Source organism: Pseudomonas sp. TE3644, from assembly GCF_056278815.1.
Genome location: NZ_JBWBQF010000001.1, coordinates 5,343,650 through 5,366,939, shown reverse-complemented (window position 1 = coordinate 5,366,939; position 23,290 = coordinate 5,343,650). Strand labels below are relative to the sequence as shown.

Here is a 23,290-nt window from a genome sequence, read left to right as displayed (position 1 = left end):
TGCTGTTCACTGGAGATTTTCAGTGGGGTAGAGGGCCAGCGCAGCCTGGCGGCAGCGGCTACATGCCTTACGCCTCCTGCAGGAACTGCTGGCGATACTGGTTTGGCGACAGCGCCGTATGCTGGCGGAACAAGCGCGCAAAGAAGCTCGCGTCGTCGTACCCCACCTCATAGCTGATGGTCTTGATGCTCTTGCGCGAGCCCGACAGCAATCCCTTCGCGGTTTCGATGCGCAGCCTCTGCAGGTAATGCAGCGGCTTGTCGCCAGTTGCGTTCTGGAACCTGCGCATGAAGTTGCGAATGCTCATGCCATGCTCGCGGGCCACGTCCTCAAAGCGAAACTTGTCGGCGAAGTGCTCTTCCAGCCACTGCTGAATCTGCAGGATGTTCAGGTCCTGGTGCAGTTTCTGCCCGCCGAAGCCCATGCGCCCCGGGGTGTAGTTACGCTGTACCTCATAGAGGATGTCCCGGGACACGGCTTGCGCCACGCTGGCGCCGCAGAAGCGTTCGATCAGGTAAATGTACAGGTCGCAGGCCGAGGTGGTGCCGGCGGCGCAGTACAGGTTGTCGGCGTCAGTGAGGTGCTTGTCCTGGTTGAGCACTACTTGCGGGAAGCGCTCGGCGAACTGGCCGAAGAAGCGCCAGTACGTGGTAGCCTCCTTGCCGTCCAGCAGGCCCGCTTCGGCCAGCCAGAACACACCGCTGGCCTCGCCGCACAACACCGCGCCACGGGCGTGCTGGGCGCGTAGCCAGGGCATCACCTGCGGGTAACGCAGGCACAGGGCGTCAAAGTCGTCCCAGAAGGCCGGCAGCACGATAATGTCGGCGTCTTCCAGGGTGCCGTCCACCGGCACCTGCACGCCACTGAAGGTCAGCACGGGCTGGCCGTCGGGGCTGATCAGGCGGGTTTCGAAAAGCGACGTCAGGCCCTGGCCCAGTTGCTTGCCGTAGCGCAGGCTGGCCAGGTGGAAGAAATCCTTGGCGTGCATCAGCGTCGAGGCAAAGACCTTGTCGATGGCCAGAATGCTCACGCGCCGTAATGACGGGGTATTCGGGGTAAACATCATGTTCATTATTCTTATAAGGGATAGTGGTCAATAAGCGGCTGGATCGTCTTATTTTTTGGCGTTTGTGTCCAGTGCCGCTACACAGCATGCGGCCTAGGCTGTGCTATCTAACATGGATCGCACAGGCAGAGGTGTAGGATGATTCCTAGGACAGTGTTCAGCTCAGACCATGAACTTTTCCGCGACAGCGTCAGAAAATTCCTAGAAAAAGAGGCCGCGCCCTTCCATGCCCAATGGGAAAAGCAGGGTCACGTCGACCGGCGTCTATGGAACAAGGCGGGGGAGGCGGGCCTGCTGTGCTCGCACATGCCCGAGGAGTACGGCGGCTACGGTGCAGATTTTCTGTACAGCGCCGTGGTGATCGAAGAGATCAGCCGCCTGGGCCTCAGCGGCCTGGGTTTCTCCCTGCATTCGGACATCGTCGCGCCCTACCTGCTGCACTACGGCAGCGAAACCCTCAAGCGCAATTACCTGCCACGCCTGGCCACCGGCGAGCTGGTATCGGCCATCGCCATGACCGAGCCGGGCGCAGGCTCCGACCTGCAAGGCATCAAGACCACGGCGGTGCTGGACGGTGACGAGTACGTGCTCAATGGCTCGAAAACCTTCATCACCAACGGCTTCCTCGCGGACCTGGTGATCGTGGTCGCCAAGACCGACCCCAAGGCCGGCGCGAAAGGCACCAGCCTGTTCGTGGTGGAGGCGGGAACCCCGGGCTTCGACAAGGGCAAGCGCTTGGAGAAGGTAGGCATGAAGGCTCAGGACACTTCTGAGCTGTTCTTCCAGAACGTGCGCATCCCCAAGGACAACCTGCTGGGGCAGGCGGGGCAGGGCTTCGCCTACCTGATGCAGGAGCTGCCTCAGGAGCGCCTGACGGTGGCCATTGGTGCGGTGGCCTCGGCCGAGGCGGCGCTGCAATGGACGCTGGACTACACCCGCGACCGCAAGGCGTTTGGCAAGGCCATCAGCGACTTCCAGAACACCCGGTTCAAACTGGCGGAAATCGCCACTGAAGTGCAGATCGGGCGGGTGTTCATCGATCGCTGCCTTGAATTGCACCTCAAGGGCGAGCTGGACGTGCCTACGGCGGCGATGACCAAGTACTGGGGCTCGGACCTGCAGTGCAAGGTGCTCGACGAGTGCGTGCAGTTGCACGGCGGCTACGGCTTCATGTGGGAATACCCGATTGCCCGGGCGTGGGCGGATGCGCGGGTACAGCGCATTTATGCCGGGACCAATGAAATCATGAAAGAGATCATTGCCCGCTCGGTGATTTGATGTGATCGGGCTGCACAAGAGCTCTGTGGGAGCGGGCTCTGCCCGCGAACAAACCGACGCGGTGCTGGCTGGATTGCGCGGTGTACGCTTCGCGGGCAGAGCCCGCTCCCACAGGGTGATGGATTACGGCGCCGGGTTGGGCTGATCCTTGTGGATCGCCTCGATGCCTTCCAGCACCTCATCGCTCAGCTTCAGATCGAAACTGGCAATGTTGGCGTCCAGTTGCTCCAGCGACGTGGCACCGATGATGTTGCTGGTCACGAACGGCTGCTGGGTGACGAACGCCAGCGCCATCTGCGCCGGGTCCAGGCCGTGCTCGCGGGCCAGGGCCACGTAGCGGCTGCAGGCCGCCACGCTTTGCGGGTTGGAGTAGCGGCTGAAGCGGCTGAACAGGGTCAGGCGGGCACCGGCCGGCTTGGCGCCGTTCTCGAACTTGCCCGACAGCATGCCGAAGGCCATCGGCGAATAGGCCAGCAGGCCGCATTGCTCGCGAATGGCGATTTCCGCGAGGCCCACTTCAAAGCTGCGGTTGAGCAGGTTGTAGGGGTTCTGGATCGACACCGCGCGCGGCCAGCCACGGCTTTCGGCCAGCTGCAGGAATTTCATGGTGCCCCACGGCGTTTCGTTGGACAGGCCGACGTGGCGGATCTTGCCGGCCTTTACCTGCTCGTCCAGCGCTTCCAGGGTGTCTTCCAGCGGGGTGATCAGCTCGTCCTGGGTGTGCTGGTAGCCCAGCTTGCCGAAGAAGTTGGTGCTGCGCTCGGGCCAGTGCAACTGGTACACGTCGATCCAGTCGGTCTTCAGTCGCGAAAGGCTGGCGTCCAGGGCCTGCACGATATGCTCGCGATTGTGGCGCAGCTGGCCGTCGCGAATGTGGGCGATGCCGTTGCCGGGGCCGGCAATCTTGCTGGCCAGTACCCAGTCGGCGCGATCACCGCGGCTGGCGAAGTAATTGCCGATGACGCGTTCGGTGCTGGCGTAGGTTTCCGGACGAGGGGGTACGGGGTACATTTCCGCCGTGTCGATGAAGTTGATGCCGGCCGCCTTGGCCCGTTCGATCTGCGCGAAGCCCTCTGCCTCGGTGTTCTGCTCGCCCCAGGTCATGGTGCCCAGGCACAGGGCGCTGACGTTGATGTCGGTGCGGCCCAATCGGCGAAAATCCATCTGCTGCTCCTCAAGGCAAAGGAATCATAAAAGCAGGTTGATATTTTTTTCGCAATCTGGATAATTCGGCCCCTCTCTCAGCAGTGGAAGTGATGCGCCGCTCGCCGAAGAATCTTGCCGTATATTGGACGCGCTGACCCGAGCCCCCGATAGCGTCTGTATCCGGCTGCCTTTGACTTGTCAAAGTACGCACTATTCAGTAAGATCTGCCGTCTCTTTTTGCTGGACGGCCTTCGAGGCTATAAAGAATGAAAACTTTTACTGCTAAACCGGAAACAGTAAAACGCGACTGGTTCGTCGTTGATGCTGCTGGTCAGACCCTGGGTCGTCTGGCTACTGAGATCGCGAGCCGCCTGCGTGGCAAGCACAAACCAGAATACACCCCTCACGTTGACACCGGCGACTACATCGTCGTCATCAACGCCGAGCAGGTTCGTGTCACTGGCGCAAAAACCTCTGACAAAATGTACTACTCCCACTCCGGTTTCCCGGGCGGCATCAAGTCGATCAGCTTCGAAAAACTGATCGCCAAGGCCCCTGAGCGCGTGATCGAGACCGCGGTTAAAGGCATGCTGCCTAAGAACCCGCTGGGTCGCGACATGTACCGTAAGCTGAAAGTCTATGCGGGCGCTGCTCACCCTCATACTGCTCAGCAGCCCCAAGAACTGAAGATTTAACGGAATAGTTCATTATGTCGGCGACTCAAAATTACGGCACTGGCCGTCGCAAGACCGCTACCGCACGCGTTTTCCTGCGTCCGGGCACCGGTAACATCTCCATCAACAACCGTTCTCTGGACGTGTTCTTCGGCCGTGAAACTGCCCGCATGGTAGTTCGTCAGCCGCTGGAACTGACCGAGACCACCGAGAAGTTCGACATCTACGTCACCGTTATCGGTGGTGGTGTCAGCGGTCAAGCCGGTGCAATCCGTCACGGTATCACCCGTGCTCTGATGCAGTACGACGAGACCCTGCGTAGCGCCCTGCGTAAAGCTGGCTACGTTACTCGTGACGCTCGTGAAGTTGAACGTAAGAAAGTCGGTCTGCGTAAAGCGCGTAAGCGTCCGCAGTACTCGAAGCGTTAATTCAAGCTTCGCGACTCCGTTCAAAAAAAAGCCCGGTTCCTTTGGAACCGGGCTTTTTTTATGTCGACTAGACTACGGTGGGCGCGTAGCCGCTGCCGCCAGGCGGCGCAGGCCCGAATGTTCGCTGCCATTTGTGTTGTTGCAAATGGCCAGCGCAGCCTGCGGCAGCGGCTACGATGAATGACGTGGGGTGCGAAGTTTTCATGCAGCGCTTTGCTGCATCTGCGTACCCCGCGCAAGACAAGGCGTGCAGCCGTTTGCCGCGGGTATTTCCCTTGTCTAGGTATGGGCTTTTCACTACCATTCGTCACATTTTCAGGTACTGACCCTACCTGTGCGGATGGAACCAACAATGTAGATGCCCGTTGCAACAGGGCACAAAAAGCCGATGGGAGAGGACTCAATGAGCAATGACGGCGTGAATGCAGGCCGGCGTCGCTTCCTCGTAGCGGCCACATCCGTGGTCGGCGCGGCAGGAGCGGTAGGGGCTGCGGTCCCGTTCGTGGGGTCGTGGTTCCCCAGCGCCAAGGCCAAGGCGGCGGGCGCTCCAGTCAAGTTCAACATCAGCAAGGTCGAACCGGGTCAGCAAGTGATCGCCGAATGGCGCGGTCAGCCGGTATTCGTGGTGCGCCGCACCGACGAGATCCTGGCCAACCTGGGCAAGATCGAAGACCGCCTCTCCGACCCCGAGTCCAAGAACTCCACCCAGCCTGCCTACGTCGACCCCAAGCTGCGCTCCATCAAGCCACAGGTGCTGATCCTGATCGGTATCTGCACGCACCTGGGCTGTTCTCCCACGTTTCGCCCCGAGGTGGCCCCGGCCGACCTGGGCAAGGACTGGGTGGGTGGCTACTTCTGCCCCTGCCACGGTTCCCACTACGACCTCGCCGGCCGTGTGTACAAATCCCAGCCTGCGCCGCTCAACCTGGCGGTGCCGCCGCACTCGTACGAGTCGGACGATGTGATTGTCATCGGCGTTGATCAGGAGAAAGCGTGATGAGCAAGTTCATGGCCTGGGTGGATGCCCGTTTCCCCGCGACAAAAATGTGGGAAGAACACCTCACCAAGTACTACGCCCCGAAGAACTTCAACTTCTTCTACTTCTTCGGCTCGCTGGCGCTGCTGGTGCTGGTCAATCAGATCGTCACCGGCGTGTGGCTGACCATGAGTTTCACGCCGTCGGCCGAAGAGGCGTTTGCTTCGGTCGAGTACATCATGCGCGACGTGTCATTTGGCTGGATTCTGCGTTACCTGCACTCCACCGGCGCCTCGGCGTTCTTCATCGTCGTCTACCTGCACATGTTCCGCGGCCTGCTGTACGGCTCCTACAAGAAGCCGCGGGAGCTGGTGTGGATCTTCGGCATGCTGATCTACCTGGCGCTGATGGCCGAGGCGTTCATGGGCTACCTGCTGCCCTGGGGGCAAATGTCGTACTGGGGGGCGCAGGTGATCATTTCCCTGTTCGGCGCCATTCCGGTGATCGGCAATGACCTGACCCAGTGGATTCGCGGCGACTACCTGATTTCCGGCATTACCCTGAACCGCTTCTTTGCCTTGCATGTGATTGCCTTGCCGATCGTCATTCTCGGCCTGGTGGTGCTGCATATCCTGGCGCTGCACGAAGTGGGCTCGAACAACCCCGACGGCATCGAGATCAAGAAGCTCAAGGACGAAAACGGCATCCCCCTGGACGGCATTGCCTTCCACCCGTACTACACGGTCAAGGATATCGTCGGCGTGGTGGTGTTCCTGTTCGTGTTCTGCTCCATCGTGTTCTTCTTCCCGGAGATGGGCGGTTACTTCCTGGAAAAGCCCAACTTCGAGCAGGCCAACGCCTTCAAGACCCCGGAGCACATCGCCCCGGTGTGGTACTTCACGCCGTTCTACGCGATTTTGCGGGCGGTGCCCGACAAGCTGCTGGGGGTGATGGCCATGGGCGCGGCCATCGCCGTGCTGTTCGTGCTGCCGTGGCTGGACCGCAGCCCGGTCAAGTCCATGCGCTACAAGGGTTGGATCAGTCGCATCGCGCTGACGCTGTTCTGCCTGTCCTTCGTTACCCTGGGCTACCTGGGCGTGCTGCCGCCCACGCCTGAGCGAACGCTGGTGTCGCAGGTGTGCACGGTGCTGTATTTCGCCTACTTCATCCTGATGCCGTTCTACACGCGGCTCGAGAAGACCAAGCCAGTACCGGAAAGGGTGACAGGCTGATGAAAAGAATAATTGCGGTTTTCATGCTTGCGCTACTGCCCATGATGACCTGGGCCGCCGAGGGTGGCCCGGAACTGGAAAAGGTGGACATCGACCTGGCCGACAAGCCCGCGCTGCAGGATGGCGCGCGTACCTTCGTCAACTACTGCATGGGTTGCCACAGCGCCAAGTTCCAGCGCTACGAGCGCGTGGCCGATGACCTGGGCATCCCCCATGACCTGATGCTGGAAAAGCTGGTGTTCACCGGCGCCAAGATCGGCGACCACATGACCATCGGCATGCAGCCAGCCGACGCCAAGGCGTGGTTCGGCGCCGCGCCGCCCGACCTGACTCTGGTGGCGCGGGTGCGTGGCACCGACTGGCTGTACGGCTATCTGCGCTCCTTCTACGAGGACCCTGCGCGGCCTTGGGGCGTGAATAACGTGGTCTTCCCCAACGTGGGCATGCCCAACGTGCTGGGCGGCCTGCAGGGGCGTCAGGTGATTGGTTGCAAGCAGGTGCAGGTGGTCACCGAGGGCAAGAAGCAGTACGACCCGCTGACCGGCTCGCCGCTGACCCACGAGGCTTGCGATCAGCTGACGCTGGTGCCCAAGACCGGTACCCTGACGCCCGAGCAGTTCGATGAAAAAATCCACAACCTGGTGACCTTCCTGGCCTATTCGGCCAACCCCAACAAGCTCGCCAGCGAGCGCATTGGCACCTATGTGTTGCTGTATCTGGCGGTTCTGTTCATCTTTGCCTACCTGCTCAAACGTGAATACTGGAAAGACGTTCATTGAATATGCGGTAAGATTTGCTGTTAAATGCGCGCGCCCCTCGGCAACCCTGCGTAGTGAGCCTGGAAGCTTTTCCGCTCACATTCGCTAACGGAGTGCTTCAGGGGCGCGCTCGTTTTTGTGTTATTCATGTTTTTTATACGCGAGGAGGACCGCCATGGGCGTGACCAACCGGTTGGCCTGCTACTCCGACCCCGCTGACCACTATTCTCATCGGGTGCGCATCGTGCTCGCCGAGAAGGGTGTTAGCGCTGAGATCATCAGCGTGCCGGCAGGTTCGCAGCCAGCCAAACTGATCGAAGTGAACCCGTACGGCAGCCTGCCGACGCTGGTCGATCGGGATCTGGCGCTGTACGAATCCACTGTCGTGATGGAATATCTGGATGAGCGTTACCCGCATCCGCCACTGCTGCCGGTGTACCCGGTGGCCCGGGCCAACAGCCGCCTGCTGATCCATCGGATTCAGCGCGACTGGTGCGGGCTGGTGGACCTGATTCTTGACGCGCGGACCAAGGAACCGGCTCGTGTGCAGGCCCGCAAGGAGTTGCGCGAGAGCCTGACCGGCGTTTCGCCGTTGTTTGCCGACAAGCCTTTCTTCCTCAGTGATGAGCAAAGTCTTGTCGATTGCTGTCTACTGCCCATACTCTGGCGTTTGCCAGTTCTGGGTATCGAATTGCCGCGGCCTGCAAAGCCGCTGCTGGACTATATGGACCGTCAGTTTGCCCGCGAAGCCTTCCAGGCCAGCCTTTCGGCAGCTGAACGTGAAATGCGCCAGGTTTGAAGGAGCCTTTGATGAACTCCAGTCGTCCGTATCTCGTGCGTGCACTCTACGAGTGGATCGTGGACAACGATTGCACACCCCACATGCTGGTCAATTCCGAATTCCGTTCGGTGCAAGTGCCCAAGGGCTTTGCCAGTGATGGCCAGATCGTCCTCAACGTGTCGCCCAGCGCCGTGCGCCATCTGCACATGGACAACGACGCTGTCAGCTTCGAAGGTCGCTTCGGCGGCGTCGCGCACACCCTGTACGTGCCTATCGGTGCCATCCTGGGCGTTTACGCCCGCGAGAATGGCCAGGGCATGGTCTTCGACCTGGAGCCGCCTGTGCTCGAGGAAGACGAGGTTGTGCTTGATGGGCATGACGACGACCTGCCGCCCGATGGTGGCCGGCCGCAGCGCCCTGCAGGGCGGCCAAGCCTGAAAGTGGTCAAGTAATAAAAAAGGCGATCCATCCGGATCGCCTTTTTTATTGCCTCTTGTAATTGGATGGACTCGCCCAAGCCGAGGCGTCAATGCGCCACGGTGGCAGTCTAAACAGCCAACGACAGCGAGGGCGAGTCCATGAAAAAGCATACTTCGATTGATCAATCCTTGTCTTCCGCCAATTTGTCGGCTTGCACGACCGTGGCAGTCGACCTAGCCAAACATGTCTTTCAGGTTGCCGGAGAGGATGCCCTCGGCCACGTGCACTATGAGCAACGCCTCAAGTCGCGCGAAGCGTTCTACGAATTCCTTCAACAACTGGCACCTCACGTCATAGTCTTGATGGAGACGGGGCCAGGTGCGCAAGCCTGGGCGCGTCAGCTGCAGGAACAGGGCGTCGAGGCTCGGATTTTGCCGGCCAAGCTGGTGACAGCACACCGCACAGGACCTAAAAACGATCGTAACGATGCGTTGGCGATTTTGCGGGCCGGTCGTGACGAGAAAATCTGCGCAGTACCAATCAAGAGCGTTGCGGCGCTTGCTATGCAGGCATTGCATCGTGCCCGCCAGGGCTATGTGCGCCGCCGCACCGCATTGAGTAATCAGATGCGCGGCCTGCTGCTTGAGCACGGCGTGGTCCTGGCTCAAGGTGATGTCGCCATCAGCCAGAGAATTCCACGAGTATTGGAGGATGCCACTCAACCAGTGCCAGCCATGTTGCGCGAGTTGATCGATGAACTGCTGGCGGAATGGCGCTTTTTGGGCGAGCGCATTGCGGTGTTGACGGGCCGTCTGGAAGCAGCGGCAAATGCCGACAGCACGGCCAAGCGGCTGATGAGCGTGCGCGGTATCGGTCCGGTGACCGCCACGGCGTTGGTAGCCAAGGAAACCCAGCCCGAACGGTTCCCCAATGCACGCAAGTTCGCGGCCTACTTTGGCCTGGTTCCCGACCAACACAGCAGCGGGAATAAAGTTCGCCTGGGCGGTATGAGCAAGCGAGGCGATTCATATCTGCGCAGCCTGATGATCCAGGGCGCACACGCGGTGCTGCAACAACTGCGATCCGATTCGGAGCAACCCGACGACCGCCGATTACTGCGCTGGATGAGCCGCCTGGGCCGCAAACAGGCTGCGGTCCGGCTGGCCAATCGCAACCTGCGTATCGTCTGGAGGCTTCTACAGAATGACCAGACTTATCGTCGACAGCATGGCAGCGGCCAGCCAGCGATGATGAGCCACTGATCCACCGAGTTCTGCCACCGAGGTAACTACTGTCCAACCCTGTGCTGAAAAACATTGACCCCAGATAGGATCGGCGTGGATTGATGCCTAAGCGGCTAGCGGCCTTCGAGGCCTGACTGTAATCGGCATACCACGAGCTCTTCCAATGTCGGCCAGAAGCCCAAAGCGGCTTCCTTGAATAGGCCTAATACATAGATGCAACGGGCGGCAGTTTTTCAAAAGCGGGTAGACAGGAGGGGCGAGTCCATACATAGCCGCTGCCGCCAGGCTGCGCTGGCCCGTGTGAACCCTGAAGATCCTCAGTGAGGCACAGGGCCAGCGCAGCTTGGCGGCAGCGGCTACAAGCGGTCAGCCAGGCTACAGGTCAGTCGATGTATTCGAACAGCTTCACGATCTTCTGCACGCCACCCACGCCCTGCACCAGCGATGCGGCCTGGGCTGCTTCCTTCTGGGTCACCAGGCCCAGCATGTAGACGATGCCGTTCTCGGTGATCACCTTGATGCGCGAGCCAGGAATCGTGGCGTCGGCCAGCATCTGGGTCTTGATCTTGGTGGTCAGCCAGGCGTCGTTGTTGCGCGCCAGGATCGAGGAGGGCGCCATCACCTGCAGTTCGTTATGCACGCGCTTGACGCGCTGCACGCTGCTGGCAGCCTGTTCGGCCATGGCCTTGAGGTCTGCGCGCGGGGTCTGGCCGGCCAGCAGGACGATGCCGTTGAAGCTGCTGACGATGATGTGCGAGTTCTGGTCCAGGTCCGGGCTGGCCTTGGCCACGTTCACCGACACCTTTGTTTCGATCAGCGAGTCATCGATCTTGCTGCCGAAAGTGCGGGTGCCGCGATCGTCTTCAATCGGCTTGTCGCGGGTAGCGGTCAGGAACGAGCTGCAGCCGGTCAGGCTCAGGCACAGGGTCAGGGCCATCAGGCCAAGGCGATTAGGGGTCATTCTTCACTCCCGAACAATTGGCTGTCGATCAAGTCGCAAAGGCAGTGGATCGCCAGCAGGTGAACTTCCTGAATGCGTGCGGTGACAGTAGCCGGTACGCGAATCTCGACGTCTTCAGGCAGCAGCAGCGACGCCATGCCGCCACCATCGCGACCGGTCAGAGCTACGACAACCATTTCGCGATCATGTGCGGCCTGGATCGCCTGAATGATGTTGGCCGAGTTGCCGCTGGTGGAAATCGCCAGCAGTACATCGCCAGGCTGACCCAGTGCGCGGATCTGCTTGGAGAAGACTTCGTTGTAGCTGTAGTCGTTGGCGATCGAGGTAATGGTTGAGCTGTCGGTGGTCAGGGCGATGGCGGGCAGGCTCGGGCGCTCGCGCTCGAAGCGGTTGAGCAGTTCCGAGGAAAAATGCTGCGCATCGCCCGCCGAGCCGCCGTTGCCGCACGACAGCATCTTGCCCTCGTTGAGCAGGGCGTTGACCATGACCTGGCTGGCTTGCTCGATGTGCGGTGCAAGGACTTCCATCGCCTGTTGCTTGGTATCGATACTGGCCTGGAAAAGCTGGCGAATTCGGGATTGCATGTCCATCAGTGTGACCTTAATTAGGGCGGCTGGTCGGGCGCTGTTCAGCGTCCCGGCACATGAATGTGCAGCCCGCAAAGCAAAGAGCGAAAATCGTTGAAATAAGGGGTTGTCCGGCAGCGCCAACGACCGCTTGTTCAGCTGTCAAAGGCATTGCGTAGCCAGTTCAGGCGCATGTCCTTGCTGGCGCTGCCTTCCAGGGCAATGACATCGAAGCGGCAGGGATGACTGGCCCAGCGCGCTTGCTGATGCAGAAACTGTTGGGCGGCGTTGACCACCCTGGCCTGCTTGCGCGCATCGATGCTTTCGAGCGCGCCGCCCCATTGTGCGTGCAGACGGTAACGAACTTCGACGAATACTACTGTATCGCCATCAAGCATGACCAGATCAAGCTCGCCGCCTTTACACAGCCAGTTCTGCGCAAGCACCTGCAAGCCTTGCTGTTGCAAGTGTGCAAGTGCCTGCGCTTCGGCCTGCAGGCCGGCCTGGCGCGACGAGCCCGCAGGCATTACTGGGCAGTGTCCGGCAGGCGCTGTACCTGGCCACCAGTGAACTGCGCCCATGGCAACTGGCGCTCGATGCGCTGGCTGGCGTTGACGCTCAGGTTGCCCGACAGGCCCTGCATGCGGTTGTCCGGCAGCGCCTTCAACTGACCAAGGCGCGGCGCCAGGCCAAACGCATCCACGCCCATGGCGTACAGACGGCCCAGGCTGCCACCGGCTTGCGGCCACTGGCGAACCACTTGCTGGCGCAGCGGGTTGCTGTTGTCGAGCAGCCATGGGGTTTCGCAGAAGCGCACTCCGTTCATGTCGTTGTACTGCGCCTGATCACCGCTGGCACTGTAGACGTTGGACGTCGCATACACCGGCACGTCACCGGCGTATTGGAAATTCAGCGTCGGCTTGATTTGCTGGGCCAGTTGCGGGGTGGAGGCCAGGAAGATGAAATCCACGTCCTGGCGGCGCGAACCGTTGCTGCCGTTGGCGCCTTGGCGGGCCTGCATCAGGTCGCCGATCTGCTGGGCCAGGGCCACGGGCTGGTCGACGCGCTGGGAGCCCAGCAGTTGCCCGCCGTTGGCTTCGAAGTCCTGGCGGAAGGCCGCCAGTACACGGTCGCCCCACTCACCACGTGGCACCAGGGCCACGGCGCGGTGCAGGCCGTCGGCACGGGCGCGGCGCGACACTTCGCGGGCTTCGTCTTCGGCGGCCAGGCCGAACTGGAACAGTTGTGGCGGGTTGGCCTGGGTACCGTCGCTGTAGTTCAGCGCCAGGGTAGTGATGGGCAGTTGCGGGCGACCGGCCAGTTGCTTGACCAGGGGTTTCTCCAGCGGGCCGACCACCAGTTGCGCGCCGGCGGCCTGGGCCTGGCGGTAGAAGTCGTCCATGGAGGTGACGCGCGAGCTGTCGAACACTTCGACCACTGGCGGCTTCTGACCGGACTGCTGGGCCTGATAGTAGGCGGCCATGAAACCGTCACGCAGGGCCTTGCCTACCGAGGCCAGCTGGCCTTGTTGCGGCAGCAGCAACGCGATCTTGGTCAGCGGCTGGCTGGTCAGCTCCTTGAGCTTCACCAGGGCTGCCGGCAACTGCTTGGCGGCGGGGTGGTCGGGGTGGGTGCTGCGCCAGTTGTCGATCGCGGCTTTCTGCTGGTCCAGGGTGCCGGCGCTTTTAACCGCCAGCGCCAGGCTCTGCCAGCCGGCCAGGTCATCCGTGCCAGCGGGTTGCAGCTGGTCGATGGGCAGGCTGTTGACCAGGGTCCAGATGGCCTCGCTGTTGGCTGCGGCGGCATCGCCGGTCAGCAATGGCGCGATGAACACGCGTTCCTGAGCGGCAGGCAGGATCTGGCCGTCGGCTTCCAGGGCACGGGCGCGCACGGTGTGGGCGCGTACCTGGGTGTCCACCGATGCTTCATTCAGGCGCTGCAGGCTGGGGTGGTTGAGGGCGCTCAGCGCTTGCTTGGGCTGGTTGCGCGTCATGGCCAGTTCGGCTGCCAGGGTGCTGGCGATGATCTGCTGGCCAACATTGAGCTGCTCGACCTGCACCTGCGCCAGGATCTGCCCGGCACGGTCGTTGGCGTGCTGGCGGTAGGCGAGGTCGGCGGCGCTCAGGCGCAGTGCCGAGGCATCGGCCGGCGTCCTGGCGGACGCGGCCTGGCCCAGCAGTTGCTCGATGCTGGCGTCAGGGGTGCGCGGCAGTTCGCCCAGGCTGCTGGAGGGCGAGCTGGCGCAGGCGGCCAACAGTGCGGCAAGGCATAGGGCTGAGAGCAGCCTCAGGCAAGCTGTCATGTATATCTTCCTGATACTCGATCGGTTAGGCCGGCAATTGTACCCAAGCATGGGCCCCGGTGCGATGTCACAGGTGTGAAAGGCGTACCAAAGGTCATTCAGGGTTTTACCGAGGGCTTTTTGGCCGTTGGGCGGAAGCACGCGTTACAATGCCGCTTTTGCCAACGACAGGTGTGTGCTGTGACTGCTGCAGGTGCTTCGAATTCCGCGATGGGAACACTTTATGTGGTGGCCACGCCCATCGGTAACCTGGACGACATGAGCGCGCGCGCCTTGAAGATCCTGGGCGACGTGGCGCTGATCGCGGCCGAGGACACCCGTCACTCCATCCGTCTGCTGCAACACTTCGGTATCAATACGCCGCTGGCGGCGTGCCACGAGCACAACGAGCGCGATGAAGGCGGTCGTTTTCTCGACAAGTTGCTGGCGGGCGAGAGTGTGGCGTTGATCTCCGATGCCGGTACACCGTTGATCTCCGACCCGGGCTATCACCTGGTGCGTCAGGTGCGTGCTGCGGGTATTCCGGTGGTGCCAGTACCGGGCGCTTGTGCGCTGATTGCGGCGTTGTCGGCGGCGGGCCTGCCGTCTGACCGTTTCATTTTCGAAGGTTTCCTGCCGGCCAAGACCGTGGGCCGCCGCTCGCGGCTGGAGCAAGTGCGTGAAGAGCCGCGTACGTTGATTTTCTACGAGGCGCCGCATCGGATTCTGGAATGCCTGCAGGACATGGAGTTTGTGTTTGGCCCCGATCGCCCGGCATTGCTGGCGCGTGAGCTCACCAAGACCTTCGAGACCCTGAAGGGCTTGCCGCTGTCTGAATTGCGGGCTTTTGTGGAGAACGACAGCAACCAGCAGCGCGGCGAGTGCGTGGTGCTGGTGGCAGGCTGGACGCCGCCGGAGAGTGATGAGGTGGTGAGCGCCGAGGTGATGCGCGTGCTGGACCTGCTGCTCAAGGAGATGCCGTTGAAACGTGCGGCGGCGTTGGCGGCGGAGATTACCGGGGCGCGGAAGAATGTGTTGTATCAGGTGGCGTTGGAGCGGCAGAAGGGGGGGTGAGGGGTGGCATGGCGGGGGTGTAGGGTGAAGGCCGCCATGTGCATGGCGAGGTTTTGAGGTATGGCCATCAGGTGCCAGCCTGGGGACCTTCAAGCCTCATGACATCGAGCGCCGCCCGCGCGGCGCTTCCCGGGCAGAGCCCGGTCCTACATTTGTTTCGGGCCAGTTATGCCAGTGGCATCGCCTGGTCCGCTTTGCTTTTTCCCTGCAGATTTGTGCTGGTGCCACCAAGGCGGGCTAGGTGACCTCCCAGACGTAACTGGCCCGAAACAAACTGTAGGACCGGGCTCTGCCCGGGAAGCGCCGTGCGGACGGCGCTCGATCTCAAGAGCGCCGAAACTCTAAAGCCAGCCACGATAAAGCTTGTCCTAACCCCCTCAGACCATTAACCTTGTCGCCGGAGAGTCGATTGGACAGTCGCTGCCTGCTTTTGTTCCGCAAAAGCGGGGGGAGGAAAGTCCGGGCTCCATAGGGCAGAGTGCCAGGTAACACCTGGGAGGCGCGAGCCTACGGAAAGTGCCACAGAAAATAACCGCCTAAGCACTTCGGTGCCGGTAAGGGTGAAAAGGTGCGGTAAGAGCGCACCGCACGTCTGGTAACAGTGCGTGGCTAGGCAAACCCCACTCGGAGCAAGACCAAATAGGGTTCCATATGGCGCGGCCCGCGTTGGAACCGGGTAGGTTGCTAAAGGTGTCCAGTGATGGCCATCGTAGAGGAATGACTGTCCTCGACAGAACCCGGCTTACAGATCGACTCTCCACCTCTTTTCCCTTCTGCATCAATTCAATAGCAGAAGCGGCCCTGGTAATACCGAAAAAATCTTACTCTTGATAAATCACTTTAAGTTTGAGCCGTAGACCCTTGAGTTAACTTGGCTTTATACCCCTTCGCTTCCCTCGAATTCGCCTATCTCCTTCCGTTTATCTCCTAAATCGCCGATCTGTAAGGGTTTTCCTTACGGGCGTGCCTTGACGGTGGTACAGGGGCATTCCTATAGTGTGCGCAAGTGGCGGAAAGTGGCACAAAGTGGGTTTTTAGGCACGAAAAACTAAAATTCTTGGGGAAGCGCCTCTGTGTTTCGCGGAGCTAATGCCGTCAGTCTCGATACAAAGGGCCGTCTCGCCATGCCGAGCCGGTACCGTGACGAGCTGGTTTCGCGCTCCAATGGCCAGTTGATCGTGACCATCGACGCTGTCGACCGCTGCCTTTGTGTCTATCCGCTGGACGAATGGGAATTAATTGAAACAACGCTGCGCGCACTGCCGTCGCTCCGGGAAGAGAACCGCCGTCTGCAAAGGTTGCTGATTGGCAATGCGGTTGACCAGGAGCTCGACGGCAGTGGGCGTTTTCTGGTTCCGCCGCGCCTGCGCGAGTACGCCAGGCTGGACAAGAAAGTGATGCTGGTAGGCCAGCTCAACAAGTTTCAACTGTGGGACGAGGATGCCTGGAACGCGCTTGCTGATGCGGACCTGGCAGCTATTCAACAACCGGGCGCCATGCCTGAAGAACTGCGTGATTTGATTCTGTGACTATAGATAGCGGCTTTAACCACATCACCGTATTGCTTGACGAAGCCGTCGAGGCTCTCGCCATACAGGGCGATGGCTGCTACGTGGACGGTACCTTCGGGCGGGGTGGTCACAGCCGGTTGATCCTCAAGCACCTGGGGGCCGACGGACGATTGTTGGGGTTCGACAAGGACCCACAAGCGATTGCCACGGGGCAAGCGCTGGCGGCCGAAGACGGCCGCTTTGTCATTGTGCAGCGCAGTTTTGCGGAAATGGGTAGCGAAATTGCTAGCCAAGGCCTGGCCGGCAAGGTCAACGGCGTATTGCTGGACCTGGGCGTGTCTTCGCCACAGCTGGACGACCCCGAGCGCGGCTTCAGCTTCATGAACGACGGCCCGCTGGACATGCGCATGGACCCGAGCCGTGGCGTCAGCGCTGCCGAGTTCATCGCCAACGCACCGGCCGAAGAAATTGCTCGCGTGTTCAAGGAATACGGTGAAGAACGTTTCGCCAAGCGCATGGCCAATGCCGTGGTCGCCCGTCGCGAAATCACCCCGTTCCTGCGTACCGCCGACCTGGCCGAAGTGCTGAAAGTGGCCAACCCTGCGTGGGAAAAGGGCAAGAACCCGGCTACCCGTGCTTTCCAGGGCCTGCGTATCCACGTCAACAACGAACTGGCCGACCTTGAAGCGGGCCTTGAGGCTGCGCTGGAGTCGCTGGAAGTGGGCGGCCGCCTGGTGGTGATCAGCTTCCACTCGCTGGAAGACCGCATCGTCAAACTGTTCATGCGCAAGCTGGCCAAGGGCGAAGCCGACAACCTGCCGCGCAACCTGCCGGTGCGCTTCCAGGCGTTCGAACCGAAAATCAAGGTGCACGGCAAGGCTCAGTTCGCCTCCGAGGCTGAGCTCAAGGCCAACCCGCGCTCGCGCAGCGCGGTCATGCGCGTGGCGGAGAAGCTGCGGTGAGCAAGCTCTACGCCAAGCCTTTGCCAGGCGGCAGCTTCCTGATGCTGCTGCTGTTCATCGGCGTGCTGGTTTCGGCCATCGCCGTGTCCTATAGCGCGCACCTGAACCGTCAGTTGCTCAACAGCCTGTACAACGAGCTGAGCGAGCGCGACAAGGCGCAGGCCGAGTGGGGCCGCCTGATTCTGGAACAAAGCACCTGGACGGCCCACAGCCGCATCGAGGCGCTGGCCAGTGGCCAATTGAAAATGCGTATTCCCGACGCCGCTGAAATCAAGATGGTGGCGCCATGATGAAGCTCGATGGGGCCCTGTACCCGTGGCGGTTCCGGGTGGTCGTGGCGTTGCTGGGCATCATGGTCGGCGCGATCGTGTGGCGTATTGTCGACCTGCAGGTCATCGACCATGACTTCCTCAAGGGCCAGGGCGATGCGCGCAGCGTGCGTCATATCCCTATCCCTGCGCACCGCGGCCTGATCACCGACCGCAACGGCGAGCCGCTGGCGGTGAGTACCCCGGTCACCACCTTGTGGGCCAACCCCAAGGAAATGCAGGCCGACAAGAACAAGTGGCCGGCACTGGCCGCCGCCTTGGGCCAAGACCCCAAGGAACTGTCTGCACGCCTGGACGCCCAGGCCACCAAGGAATTCATCTACCTGGTGCGCGGCCTCACGCCGGAGCAGGGCCAGACCGTGCTCGATCTCAAGGTTCCTGGTGTCTACGGCATCGAGGAATTTCGTCGTTTCTACCCGGCCGGTGACGTGACCGCCCACATGGTCGGCTTCACCGACCTGGACGACCACGGCCGCGAAGGCGTGGAGCTGGCCTATGAAGACTGGCTGGCCGGCGTACCTGGCAAGCGCCAAGTGATCAAGGACCGCCGCGGTCGTCTGATCAAGGACGTGCAGGTCACCAAGAACGCCAAGGCGGGCAAGACCCTGACCCTTTCGATCGACCTGCGCCTGCAATACCTGGCCAGCCGCGAACTGCGCAACGCCATCGTCGAGAACGAGGCGAAGGCGGGCAGCATGGTGATCATGGACGTGAAGACCGGCGAAGTGCTGGCCATGGTCAACCAGCCCACCTACAACCCCAACAACCGCAAGACCATGTTCCCGGCGTCCATGCGTAACCGGGCGATCACCGACGTGTTCGAGCCGGGCTCGACCATGAAGCCGATCTCCATGAGTGCGGCCCTGGAAACAGGGCGCTGGAAGCCGACCGACAAGGTCGAGGTATACCCAGGCAGCCTGCAGATCGGTCGCTACACCATTAAAGACGTGACCAAGACCGAGGGCCCGATCCTCGACCTGACCGGCATCCTGATCAACTCCAGTAACGTGGGCATGAGCAAGGTGGCCTTCGACGTCGGCGGCGAGAACATCTTCCGCGCCATGTCGGCCGTGGGCCTTGGCCAGTACACCGGCCTGGGCTTCCCGGGCGAGCGCGTGGGCAACCTGCCCAACCACCGCGACTGGAAAAAGGCCGAGACCGCCACCCTGTCCTACGGCTACGGCCTGTCGGTAACCGCGCTGCAACTGGTGCACGCCTATTCGGCCATCGCCAACGACGGCGAGATTGTGCCGCTGAGCATCCTCAAGGTCGACGGCAAGCCCCAGGCCACCCGGGTGATGCCCGAGCAGGTCGCCAAGACCCTGCAAGGCATGATGAAGGAAGTGATCGAGGACTCGCGCGGCGTGTACCGTGCGCGGGTGCCGGGCTACCACGTGGCCGGCAAGTCGGGTACGGCGCGTAAGGCCACCATCGGTTCGCGCGGCTACACCGAAAACGCCTACCGCTCGCTGTTCGCCGGTTTCGGCCCGCTCAGCGATCCGCGCTATGCCATCGTGGTGGTCATCGACGAACCGAGCAAGGCCGGCTACTTCGGTGGTCTGGTATCGGCACCGGTATTCAGCAAGGTCATGTCCGGCACGCTGCGGCTGATGAACGTGACCCCGGACAACCTGCCAAGTACTCCGCAGGAACAAGCCCAGGCCCAGCCTGCGGCCAGCAAGGGAGGGCGTGGCTGATGACGATGCCACTGAGCAAGATTTTCGCCCAGGCCAACCGCGATCCGTTGATCCGCGAACTGGCGCTGGATAGCCGTGCCGTGCGCCCGGGTGACCTGTTCCTGGCCGTGCCGGGGGCCAAGGTCGATGGTCGTGCGCACATCGCCGACGCCCTGGGCCGTGGCGCTGCCGCCGTGGCCTACGAAGTGGAAGGCGCCACCGTGCTGCCGATCACCGACGTGCCGCTGATTCCGGTCAAGGGCCTGATCCGTCAGCTGTCGGACATTGCCGGGCGCTTCTACGGCGACCCTAGCCGCCTGCTCAACCTGGTGGGCGTGACGGGCACCAACGGCAAGACCAGCGTCACCCAATTGGTGGCGCAAGCCCTGGACCTGCTGGGTCAGCGCTGCGGCCTGATCGGCACCCTGGGCACCGGCTTTTATGAAGCGCTGCAAAGCGGCCGCCTGACCACGCCAGACCCGATTGCCGTGCAATCGACCCTGCTGGACCTGAAAAAGGCCGGCGCCAAGGCCGTGGCCATGGAAGTCTCGTCCCACGCCCTGGACCAGGGTCGCGTGGCTGCCCTGGCGTTCGACGTGGCGGTGCTGACCAACCTCAGCCGCGACCACCTGGACTACCACGGCAGCATGCAGGCCTACGCCGCCGCCAAGGCCAAACTGTTCAACTGGACCGGCCTGCGCTGCCGCGTGCTGAACCTGGATGACGCCTTCGGCAGCACCCTGGCCGAAGAAATTCACGAGTCACGGCTGATCACCTACAGCCTGCTCGACCCGTCGGCCACCCTGTTCTGCCGCGAAGCCCAGTTCGACGACCACGGCGTGCGCGCCACGCTGGTCACCGCGCAGGGCGAGCACGTGCTGCGCAGCCGCCTGCTGGGCCGCTTCAACCTCAGCAACGTACTGGCTGCCGTCGGCACCTTGTTGGCCCTGGAATATCCGCTGGACGACATCCTCAAGGTGATGCCGCAGCTGGAAGGCCCGTTGGGCCGCATGCAGCGCCTGGGTGGTGGCAAGCAGCCGCTGGTGGTGGTCGATTACGCCCACACCCCGGACGCCCTGGACAAAGTACTGCAGGCCCTGCGCCCGCATGCCAAGGGCGAACTGCTGTGCCTGTTCGGCTGCGGCGGCGACCGTGACCGCGGCAAGCGCCCGCTGATGGCCGAAGTGGCCGAGCGTCTGGCCGACCGCGTGCTGGTGACCGACGACAACCCTCGCAGCGAAGACCCCATGCAGATTTTTGCCGACATCCGCCCCGGTTTCAGCGCTGCGGCGCGGGTGGAATTTGTCTCGGGCCGTGGCCCGGCCATTGCCCAGCTGATCGCCCAGGCGAGCGCCGATGACGTGATCGTGCTGGCCGGCAAAGGGCATGAGGATTATCAGGAAATCAACGGCCAGCGCCTGGCCTTCTCCGACCTGGAAGAGGCTGCCACGGCTCTGGCCACCTGGGAGGTGGACCATGCTTAAGCCCATGTCCCTGGCAGAACTGCTCAAGCCACTGGTTGCGCGTTTGCAGGGCCAGGATGTGCCATTCAACGGTGTCAGCATCGACAGCCGCGCCATTGCGGCGGGCCAGTTGTTCGTGGCGCTGACCGGGCCGAACTTTGACGGCCACAATTACCTGGCCGACGTGGCCGCCAAGGGCGCCGTGGCTGCCCTGGTGGAGCGCGAAGTGCCAGGTGTCGACCTACCGCAACTGGTGGTAGCCGACTGTCGCGTGGCCTTGGGCCAACTGGGCGCGCTGAACCGTGCCCGTTTCAGCCGCCCCGTCGCAGCCATCACTGGCTCCAGCGGCAAGACCACGGTCAAGGAACTGCTGGCCGGTATCCTGCGCACCCAAGGCGAAGTCCTGGCCACCCGTGGCAACCTGAACAATGACCTGGGCGCACCGCTGACCCTGCTCGAACTGGCGCCGCAGCACACCGCTGCCGTCATCGAGCTGGGCGCGTCGCGCCTGGGCGAAATTGCCTACACCGTGGGCCTGACCAAGCCCCACGTGGCGATTCTCAACAACGCCGGCACCGCCCACGTGGGTGAGTTCGGTGGCCCGGAGAAAATCGTCGAGGCCAAGGGCGAGATCATCGATGGCCTGGCCGCCGATGGTACTGCCGTGCTCAACCTGGACGACAAGGCCTACGGTATCTGGCATGCCCGTGCCGGCCAGCGCCGCGTGCTCAGCTTCGCCCTGACCAACACCGCTGCCGACTTCCACGCCAGCGACATTCAGGCGGACGCGCGCGGCTGCCCAAGCTTCAACCTGCACGGCCTGCAAGGCACCGCGCGGGTCCAGCTGAACCTGCTGGGCACCCACAACGTGCAGAACGCACTGGCTGCCGCAGCCGCTGCGCATGCCTTCGGCCTGGCCATCGGCGACATCGCCCGGGGCCTTGAAAGCGTGCAGCCGGTCAAGGGCCGCACCGTGGCGCAGATCGCGCCAAACGGCGTGCGTGTAATTGACGATACATATAACGCAAACCCCACCTCAATGTGCGCCGCCATTGATATACTCGCCGGCTTTTCCGGACGCACCGTCCTGGTGCTCGGGGACATCGGCGAATTGGGGCAATGGGCGGAAGAAGGGCATCGGCAGGTGGGCGAGTACGCCCGTGGCAAGGTCGACGTCCTGTACGCCGTTGGGCCGAACATGCTTCACGCAGTGAACGCATTCGGTGCCAATGCTCGCCATTTCGGTACACAACTTGACCTGATCGCAGCGCTTGGCGCCGAGCAGGGCAAAAACACCACTATTTTGATCAAGGGTTCGCGCAGCGCAGCGATGGAAAACATCGTGGCGGCCTTGTGCGGTTCCAGCGGGGAGAAACATTAAATGCTGCTGCTGCTGGCGGAGTATCTGCAACAGTTCTACAAAGGCTTCGCGGTCTTCCAGTACCTGACCCTGCGCGGGATTCTGGGTGTGCTGACCGCGCTGTCGCTGGCCCTGTTCCTGGGCCCCTGGATGATTCGTACCCTGCAGATTCGTCAGATCGGCCAGGCCGTGCGTAACGACGGCCCTGAATCGCACCTGAAAAAATCCGGCACCCCGACCATGGGCGGCGCCCTGATCCTCTCGGCCATCGGCGTCAGCACCCTGCTGTGGGCTGACCTGACCAACCGCTACGTGTGGACCGTACTGCTGGTGACCCTGCTGTTCGGCGGCATCGGCTGGGTGGACGACTACCGCAAGGTGATCGAGAAGAACTCGCGCGGCCTGCCAAGCCGCTGGAAGTATTTCTGGCAGTCGGTGTTCGGCCTGGGTGCGGCGGTGTTCCTGTACATGACTGCGCCAAGCGCGGTGGAAACCACCCTGATCATCCCGATGTTCAAGGACGCCAGCATCTACCTGGGCGTGGGCTTCATCGTCCTCACCTATTTCGTGATTGTGGGCTCCAGCAACGCGGTGAACCTCACCGACGGCCTGGACGGCCTGGCGATCATGCCGACGGTGATGGTGGGCGGCGCCCTGGGCATCTTCTGCTACCTGTCGGGCAACGTGAAATTCGCTGACTACCTGCTTATCCCCTACGTGCCGGGCGCCGGCGAGCTGATCGTGTTCTGCGGTGCGCTGATTGGTGCCGGCCTGGGCTTCCTGTGGTTCAACACCTACCCCGCGCAAGTGTTCATGGGTGACGTCGGTGCGCTGGCCCTGGGCGCGGCCCTGGGCACCATCGCGGTCATCGTGCGCCAGGAAATCGTGCTGTTCATCATGGGCGGCGTGTTCGTGATGGAAACCTTGTCAGTGGTCATTCAGGTGGCCTCTTTCAAACTGACCGGTCGCCGCGTGTTCCGCATGGCGCCGATCCACCACCACTTTGAATTGAAAGGCTGGCCCGAGCCACGCGTGATCGTCCGTTTCTGGATCATCACCGTGATCCTGGTGCTGGTCGGCCTTGCCACGTTGAAACTGAGGTAG

The 23,290-nt window shown here is 62.0% G+C and carries 23 protein-coding genes and 1 other RNA gene; 18 read left to right on the top strand and 6 right to left on the bottom strand.

All coding sequences use genetic code 11. From position 1 onward, the window contains the following. Positions 1-67: 67 nt before the first annotated feature. Positions 68-964, bottom strand: a complete 897-nt coding sequence (locus ACZ9GA_RS23695; protein ID WP_457363661.1) for a GlxA family transcriptional regulator — start codon at positions 962-964, stop codon at positions 68-70. 240 nt (positions 965-1,204) lie between these two features. On the opposite strand from ACZ9GA_RS23695, the gene ACZ9GA_RS23690 reads away from it, so the two are divergent. Then, the gene (locus tag ACZ9GA_RS23690; protein WP_027976845.1) at positions 1,205-2,344 is read left to right on the top strand and encodes an acyl-CoA dehydrogenase family protein; all 1,140 of its coding nucleotides are present in this window, start codon (positions 1,205-1,207) and stop codon (positions 2,342-2,344) included. Between the two features lie 123 nt (positions 2,345-2,467). On the opposite strand, the gene ACZ9GA_RS23685 is transcribed toward ACZ9GA_RS23690, so the two are convergent. Then, the gene (locus tag ACZ9GA_RS23685) at positions 2,468-3,508 is read right to left on the bottom strand and encodes an NADP(H)-dependent aldo-keto reductase (protein WP_457360406.1); all 1,041 of its coding nucleotides are present in this window, start codon (positions 3,506-3,508) and stop codon (positions 2,468-2,470) included. 248 nt (positions 3,509-3,756) lie between these two features. On the opposite strand from ACZ9GA_RS23685, the gene rplM reads away from it, so the two are divergent. From rplM to ACZ9GA_RS23645, 8 genes are all read left to right on the top strand, one after another. Continuing rightward, positions 3,757-4,185, top strand: coding sequence for a 50S ribosomal protein L13 (rplM, locus tag ACZ9GA_RS23680; protein ID WP_027976847.1), 429 nt, complete (start codon positions 3,757-3,759; stop codon positions 4,183-4,185). Between the two features lie 14 nt (positions 4,186-4,199). Beyond that, the gene (rpsI, locus tag ACZ9GA_RS23675; protein WP_457360408.1) at positions 4,200-4,592 is read left to right on the top strand and encodes a 30S ribosomal protein S9; all 393 of its coding nucleotides are present in this window, start codon (positions 4,200-4,202) and stop codon (positions 4,590-4,592) included. Between the two features lie 403 nt (positions 4,593-4,995). Beyond that, positions 4,996-5,589 (top strand): ubiquinol-cytochrome c reductase iron-sulfur subunit, encoded by a 594-nt coding sequence (petA, locus tag ACZ9GA_RS23670; protein ID WP_027976849.1) that lies wholly within the window; start codon positions 4,996-4,998, stop codon positions 5,587-5,589. Next, positions 5,589-6,800: a cytochrome b gene (locus ACZ9GA_RS23665; protein WP_457360410.1), complete on the top strand. Its 1,212-nt coding sequence runs from the start codon at positions 5,589-5,591 to the stop codon at positions 6,798-6,800. Before petA ends, ACZ9GA_RS23665 begins: the two co-directional genes overlap by 1 nt. After that, positions 6,800-7,579, top strand: coding sequence for a cytochrome c1 (locus ACZ9GA_RS23660; RefSeq protein ID WP_457360412.1), 780 nt, complete (start codon positions 6,800-6,802; stop codon positions 7,577-7,579). The genes ACZ9GA_RS23665 and ACZ9GA_RS23660 overlap by 1 nt, the downstream gene beginning before the upstream one ends. A 154-nt stretch (positions 7,580-7,733) precedes the next feature. Then, a complete protein-coding gene (locus ACZ9GA_RS23655; protein ID WP_027976852.1) occupies positions 7,734-8,357 on the top strand; it encodes a glutathione S-transferase N-terminal domain-containing protein in 624 nt (207 codons plus the stop codon). 11 nt (positions 8,358-8,368) lie between these two features. After that, on the top strand, positions 8,369-8,791 hold the full coding sequence (locus ACZ9GA_RS23650; RefSeq protein WP_455923516.1) for a ClpXP protease specificity-enhancing factor: 423 nt from the start codon (positions 8,369-8,371) through the stop codon (positions 8,789-8,791). A gap of 171 nt (positions 8,792-8,962) precedes the next feature. Next, positions 8,963-10,021 (top strand): IS110 family RNA-guided transposase, encoded by a 1,059-nt coding sequence (locus ACZ9GA_RS23645; protein ID WP_457363662.1) that lies wholly within the window; start codon positions 8,963-8,965, stop codon positions 10,019-10,021. A gap of 364 nt (positions 10,022-10,385) precedes the next feature. Here the strand turns inward: ACZ9GA_RS23645 and ACZ9GA_RS23640 are convergent, their stop codons facing one another. The 4 genes from ACZ9GA_RS23640 to ACZ9GA_RS23625 form a co-directional block, all read right to left on the bottom strand. Beyond that, a complete protein-coding gene (locus ACZ9GA_RS23640; RefSeq protein WP_457360414.1) occupies positions 10,386-10,964 on the bottom strand; it encodes a BON domain-containing protein in 579 nt (192 codons plus the stop codon). Continuing rightward, positions 10,961-11,554: a phosphoheptose isomerase gene (locus ACZ9GA_RS23635; protein ID WP_027976855.1), complete on the bottom strand. Its 594-nt coding sequence runs from the start codon at positions 11,552-11,554 to the stop codon at positions 10,961-10,963. Before ACZ9GA_RS23635 ends, ACZ9GA_RS23640 begins: the two co-directional genes overlap by 4 nt. A gap of 131 nt (positions 11,555-11,685) precedes the next feature. Next, the gene (locus ACZ9GA_RS23630; RefSeq protein WP_457360416.1) at positions 11,686-12,057 is read right to left on the bottom strand and encodes a YraN family protein; all 372 of its coding nucleotides are present in this window, start codon (positions 12,055-12,057) and stop codon (positions 11,686-11,688) included. Then, positions 12,057-13,832, bottom strand: a complete 1,776-nt coding sequence (locus tag ACZ9GA_RS23625; protein WP_457360418.1) for a penicillin-binding protein activator — start codon at positions 13,830-13,832, stop codon at positions 12,057-12,059. The genes ACZ9GA_RS23630 and ACZ9GA_RS23625 overlap by 1 nt, the downstream gene beginning before the upstream one ends. Before the next feature lie 210 nt (positions 13,833-14,042). Here ACZ9GA_RS23625 and rsmI point away from each other — a divergent pair, with 210 nt between their 5' ends. The 9 genes from rsmI (at position 14,043) to mraY (ending at position 23,290) form a co-directional block, all read left to right on the top strand. Then, positions 14,043-14,885, top strand: a complete 843-nt coding sequence (rsmI, locus tag ACZ9GA_RS23620; protein WP_457360420.1) for a 16S rRNA (cytidine(1402)-2'-O)-methyltransferase — start codon at positions 14,043-14,045, stop codon at positions 14,883-14,885. Between the two features lie 401 nt (positions 14,886-15,286). Further along, an RNA gene (rnpB, locus tag ACZ9GA_RS23615) (RNase P RNA component class A) lies at positions 15,287-15,646 on the top strand. A 312-nt stretch (positions 15,647-15,958) separates the two neighbouring features. After that, positions 15,959-16,414, top strand: coding sequence for a division/cell wall cluster transcriptional repressor MraZ (gene mraZ, locus ACZ9GA_RS23610; protein ID WP_457360422.1), 456 nt, complete (start codon positions 15,959-15,961; stop codon positions 16,412-16,414). Next, a complete protein-coding gene (rsmH, locus tag ACZ9GA_RS23605) occupies positions 16,411-17,358 on the top strand; it encodes a 16S rRNA (cytosine(1402)-N(4))-methyltransferase RsmH (RefSeq protein WP_457360424.1) in 948 nt (315 codons plus the stop codon). The genes mraZ and rsmH overlap by 4 nt, the downstream gene beginning before the upstream one ends. Further along, positions 17,355-17,648 (top strand): cell division protein FtsL, encoded by a 294-nt coding sequence (gene ftsL / locus ACZ9GA_RS23600; RefSeq protein WP_027976861.1) that lies wholly within the window; start codon positions 17,355-17,357, stop codon positions 17,646-17,648. Before rsmH ends, ftsL begins: the two co-directional genes overlap by 4 nt. Further along, positions 17,648-19,384, top strand: a complete 1,737-nt coding sequence (locus tag ACZ9GA_RS23595) for a peptidoglycan D,D-transpeptidase FtsI family protein (protein ID WP_457363663.1) — start codon at positions 17,648-17,650, stop codon at positions 19,382-19,384. The genes ftsL and ACZ9GA_RS23595 overlap by 1 nt, the downstream gene beginning before the upstream one ends. Next, on the top strand, positions 19,384-20,847 hold the full coding sequence (locus tag ACZ9GA_RS23590; RefSeq protein WP_457360426.1) for a UDP-N-acetylmuramoyl-L-alanyl-D-glutamate--2,6-diaminopimelate ligase: 1,464 nt from the start codon (positions 19,384-19,386) through the stop codon (positions 20,845-20,847). The genes ACZ9GA_RS23595 and ACZ9GA_RS23590 overlap by 1 nt, the downstream gene beginning before the upstream one ends. Continuing rightward, a complete protein-coding gene (locus ACZ9GA_RS23585) occupies positions 20,840-22,207 on the top strand; it encodes a UDP-N-acetylmuramoyl-tripeptide--D-alanyl-D-alanine ligase (RefSeq protein WP_457360428.1) in 1,368 nt (455 codons plus the stop codon). The genes ACZ9GA_RS23590 and ACZ9GA_RS23585 overlap by 8 nt, the downstream gene beginning before the upstream one ends. Continuing rightward, positions 22,208-23,290 (top strand): phospho-N-acetylmuramoyl-pentapeptide-transferase, encoded by a 1,083-nt coding sequence (mraY, locus tag ACZ9GA_RS23580; protein WP_457360430.1) that lies wholly within the window; start codon positions 22,208-22,210, stop codon positions 23,288-23,290.

What these genes read in the sequence shown, in the direction of transcription:
- petA (WP_027976849.1), top strand. Translation starts at nt 4,996, where the DNA reads ATGAGCAATGACGGCGTGAATGCAGGCCGGCGTCGCTTCCTCGTAGCG.
- ACZ9GA_RS23635 (WP_027976855.1), bottom strand. Translation starts at nt 11,554, where the DNA reads ATGGACATGCAATCCCGAATTCGCCAGCTTTTCCAGGCCAGTATCGAT.
- rpsI (WP_457360408.1), top strand. Translation starts at nt 4,200, where the DNA reads ATGTCGGCGACTCAAAATTACGGCACTGGCCGTCGCAAGACCGCTACC.
- ACZ9GA_RS23630 (WP_457360416.1), bottom strand. Translation starts at nt 12,057, where the DNA reads ATGCCTGCGGGCTCGTCGCGCCAGGCCGGCCTGCAGGCCGAAGCGCAG.
- ACZ9GA_RS23690 (WP_027976845.1), top strand. Translation starts at nt 1,205, where the DNA reads ATGATTCCTAGGACAGTGTTCAGCTCAGACCATGAACTTTTCCGCGAC.
- ACZ9GA_RS23685 (WP_457360406.1), bottom strand. Translation starts at nt 3,508, where the DNA reads ATGGATTTTCGCCGATTGGGCCGCACCGACATCAACGTCAGCGCCCTG.
- ACZ9GA_RS23660 (WP_457360412.1), top strand. Translation starts at nt 6,800, where the DNA reads ATGAAAAGAATAATTGCGGTTTTCATGCTTGCGCTACTGCCCATGATG.
- ACZ9GA_RS23585 (WP_457360428.1), top strand. Translation starts at nt 20,840, where the DNA reads ATGCTTAAGCCCATGTCCCTGGCAGAACTGCTCAAGCCACTGGTTGCG.
- ACZ9GA_RS23640 (WP_457360414.1), bottom strand. Translation starts at nt 10,964, where the DNA reads ATGACCCCTAATCGCCTTGGCCTGATGGCCCTGACCCTGTGCCTGAGC.
- ACZ9GA_RS23665 (WP_457360410.1), top strand. Translation starts at nt 5,589, where the DNA reads ATGAGCAAGTTCATGGCCTGGGTGGATGCCCGTTTCCCCGCGACAAAA.
- ACZ9GA_RS23595 (WP_457363663.1), top strand. Translation starts at nt 17,648, where the DNA reads ATGAAGCTCGATGGGGCCCTGTACCCGTGGCGGTTCCGGGTGGTCGTG.
- ACZ9GA_RS23650 (WP_455923516.1), top strand. Translation starts at nt 8,369, where the DNA reads ATGAACTCCAGTCGTCCGTATCTCGTGCGTGCACTCTACGAGTGGATC.
- mraY (WP_457360430.1), top strand. Translation starts at nt 22,208, where the DNA reads ATGCTGCTGCTGCTGGCGGAGTATCTGCAACAGTTCTACAAAGGCTTC.
- rplM (WP_027976847.1), top strand. Translation starts at nt 3,757, where the DNA reads ATGAAAACTTTTACTGCTAAACCGGAAACAGTAAAACGCGACTGGTTC.
- ACZ9GA_RS23625 (WP_457360418.1), bottom strand. Translation starts at nt 13,832, where the DNA reads ATGACAGCTTGCCTGAGGCTGCTCTCAGCCCTATGCCTTGCCGCACTG.
- ACZ9GA_RS23655 (WP_027976852.1), top strand. Translation starts at nt 7,734, where the DNA reads ATGGGCGTGACCAACCGGTTGGCCTGCTACTCCGACCCCGCTGACCAC.
- ACZ9GA_RS23590 (WP_457360426.1), top strand. Translation starts at nt 19,384, where the DNA reads ATGACGATGCCACTGAGCAAGATTTTCGCCCAGGCCAACCGCGATCCG.
- rsmI (WP_457360420.1), top strand. Translation starts at nt 14,043, where the DNA reads ATGGGAACACTTTATGTGGTGGCCACGCCCATCGGTAACCTGGACGAC.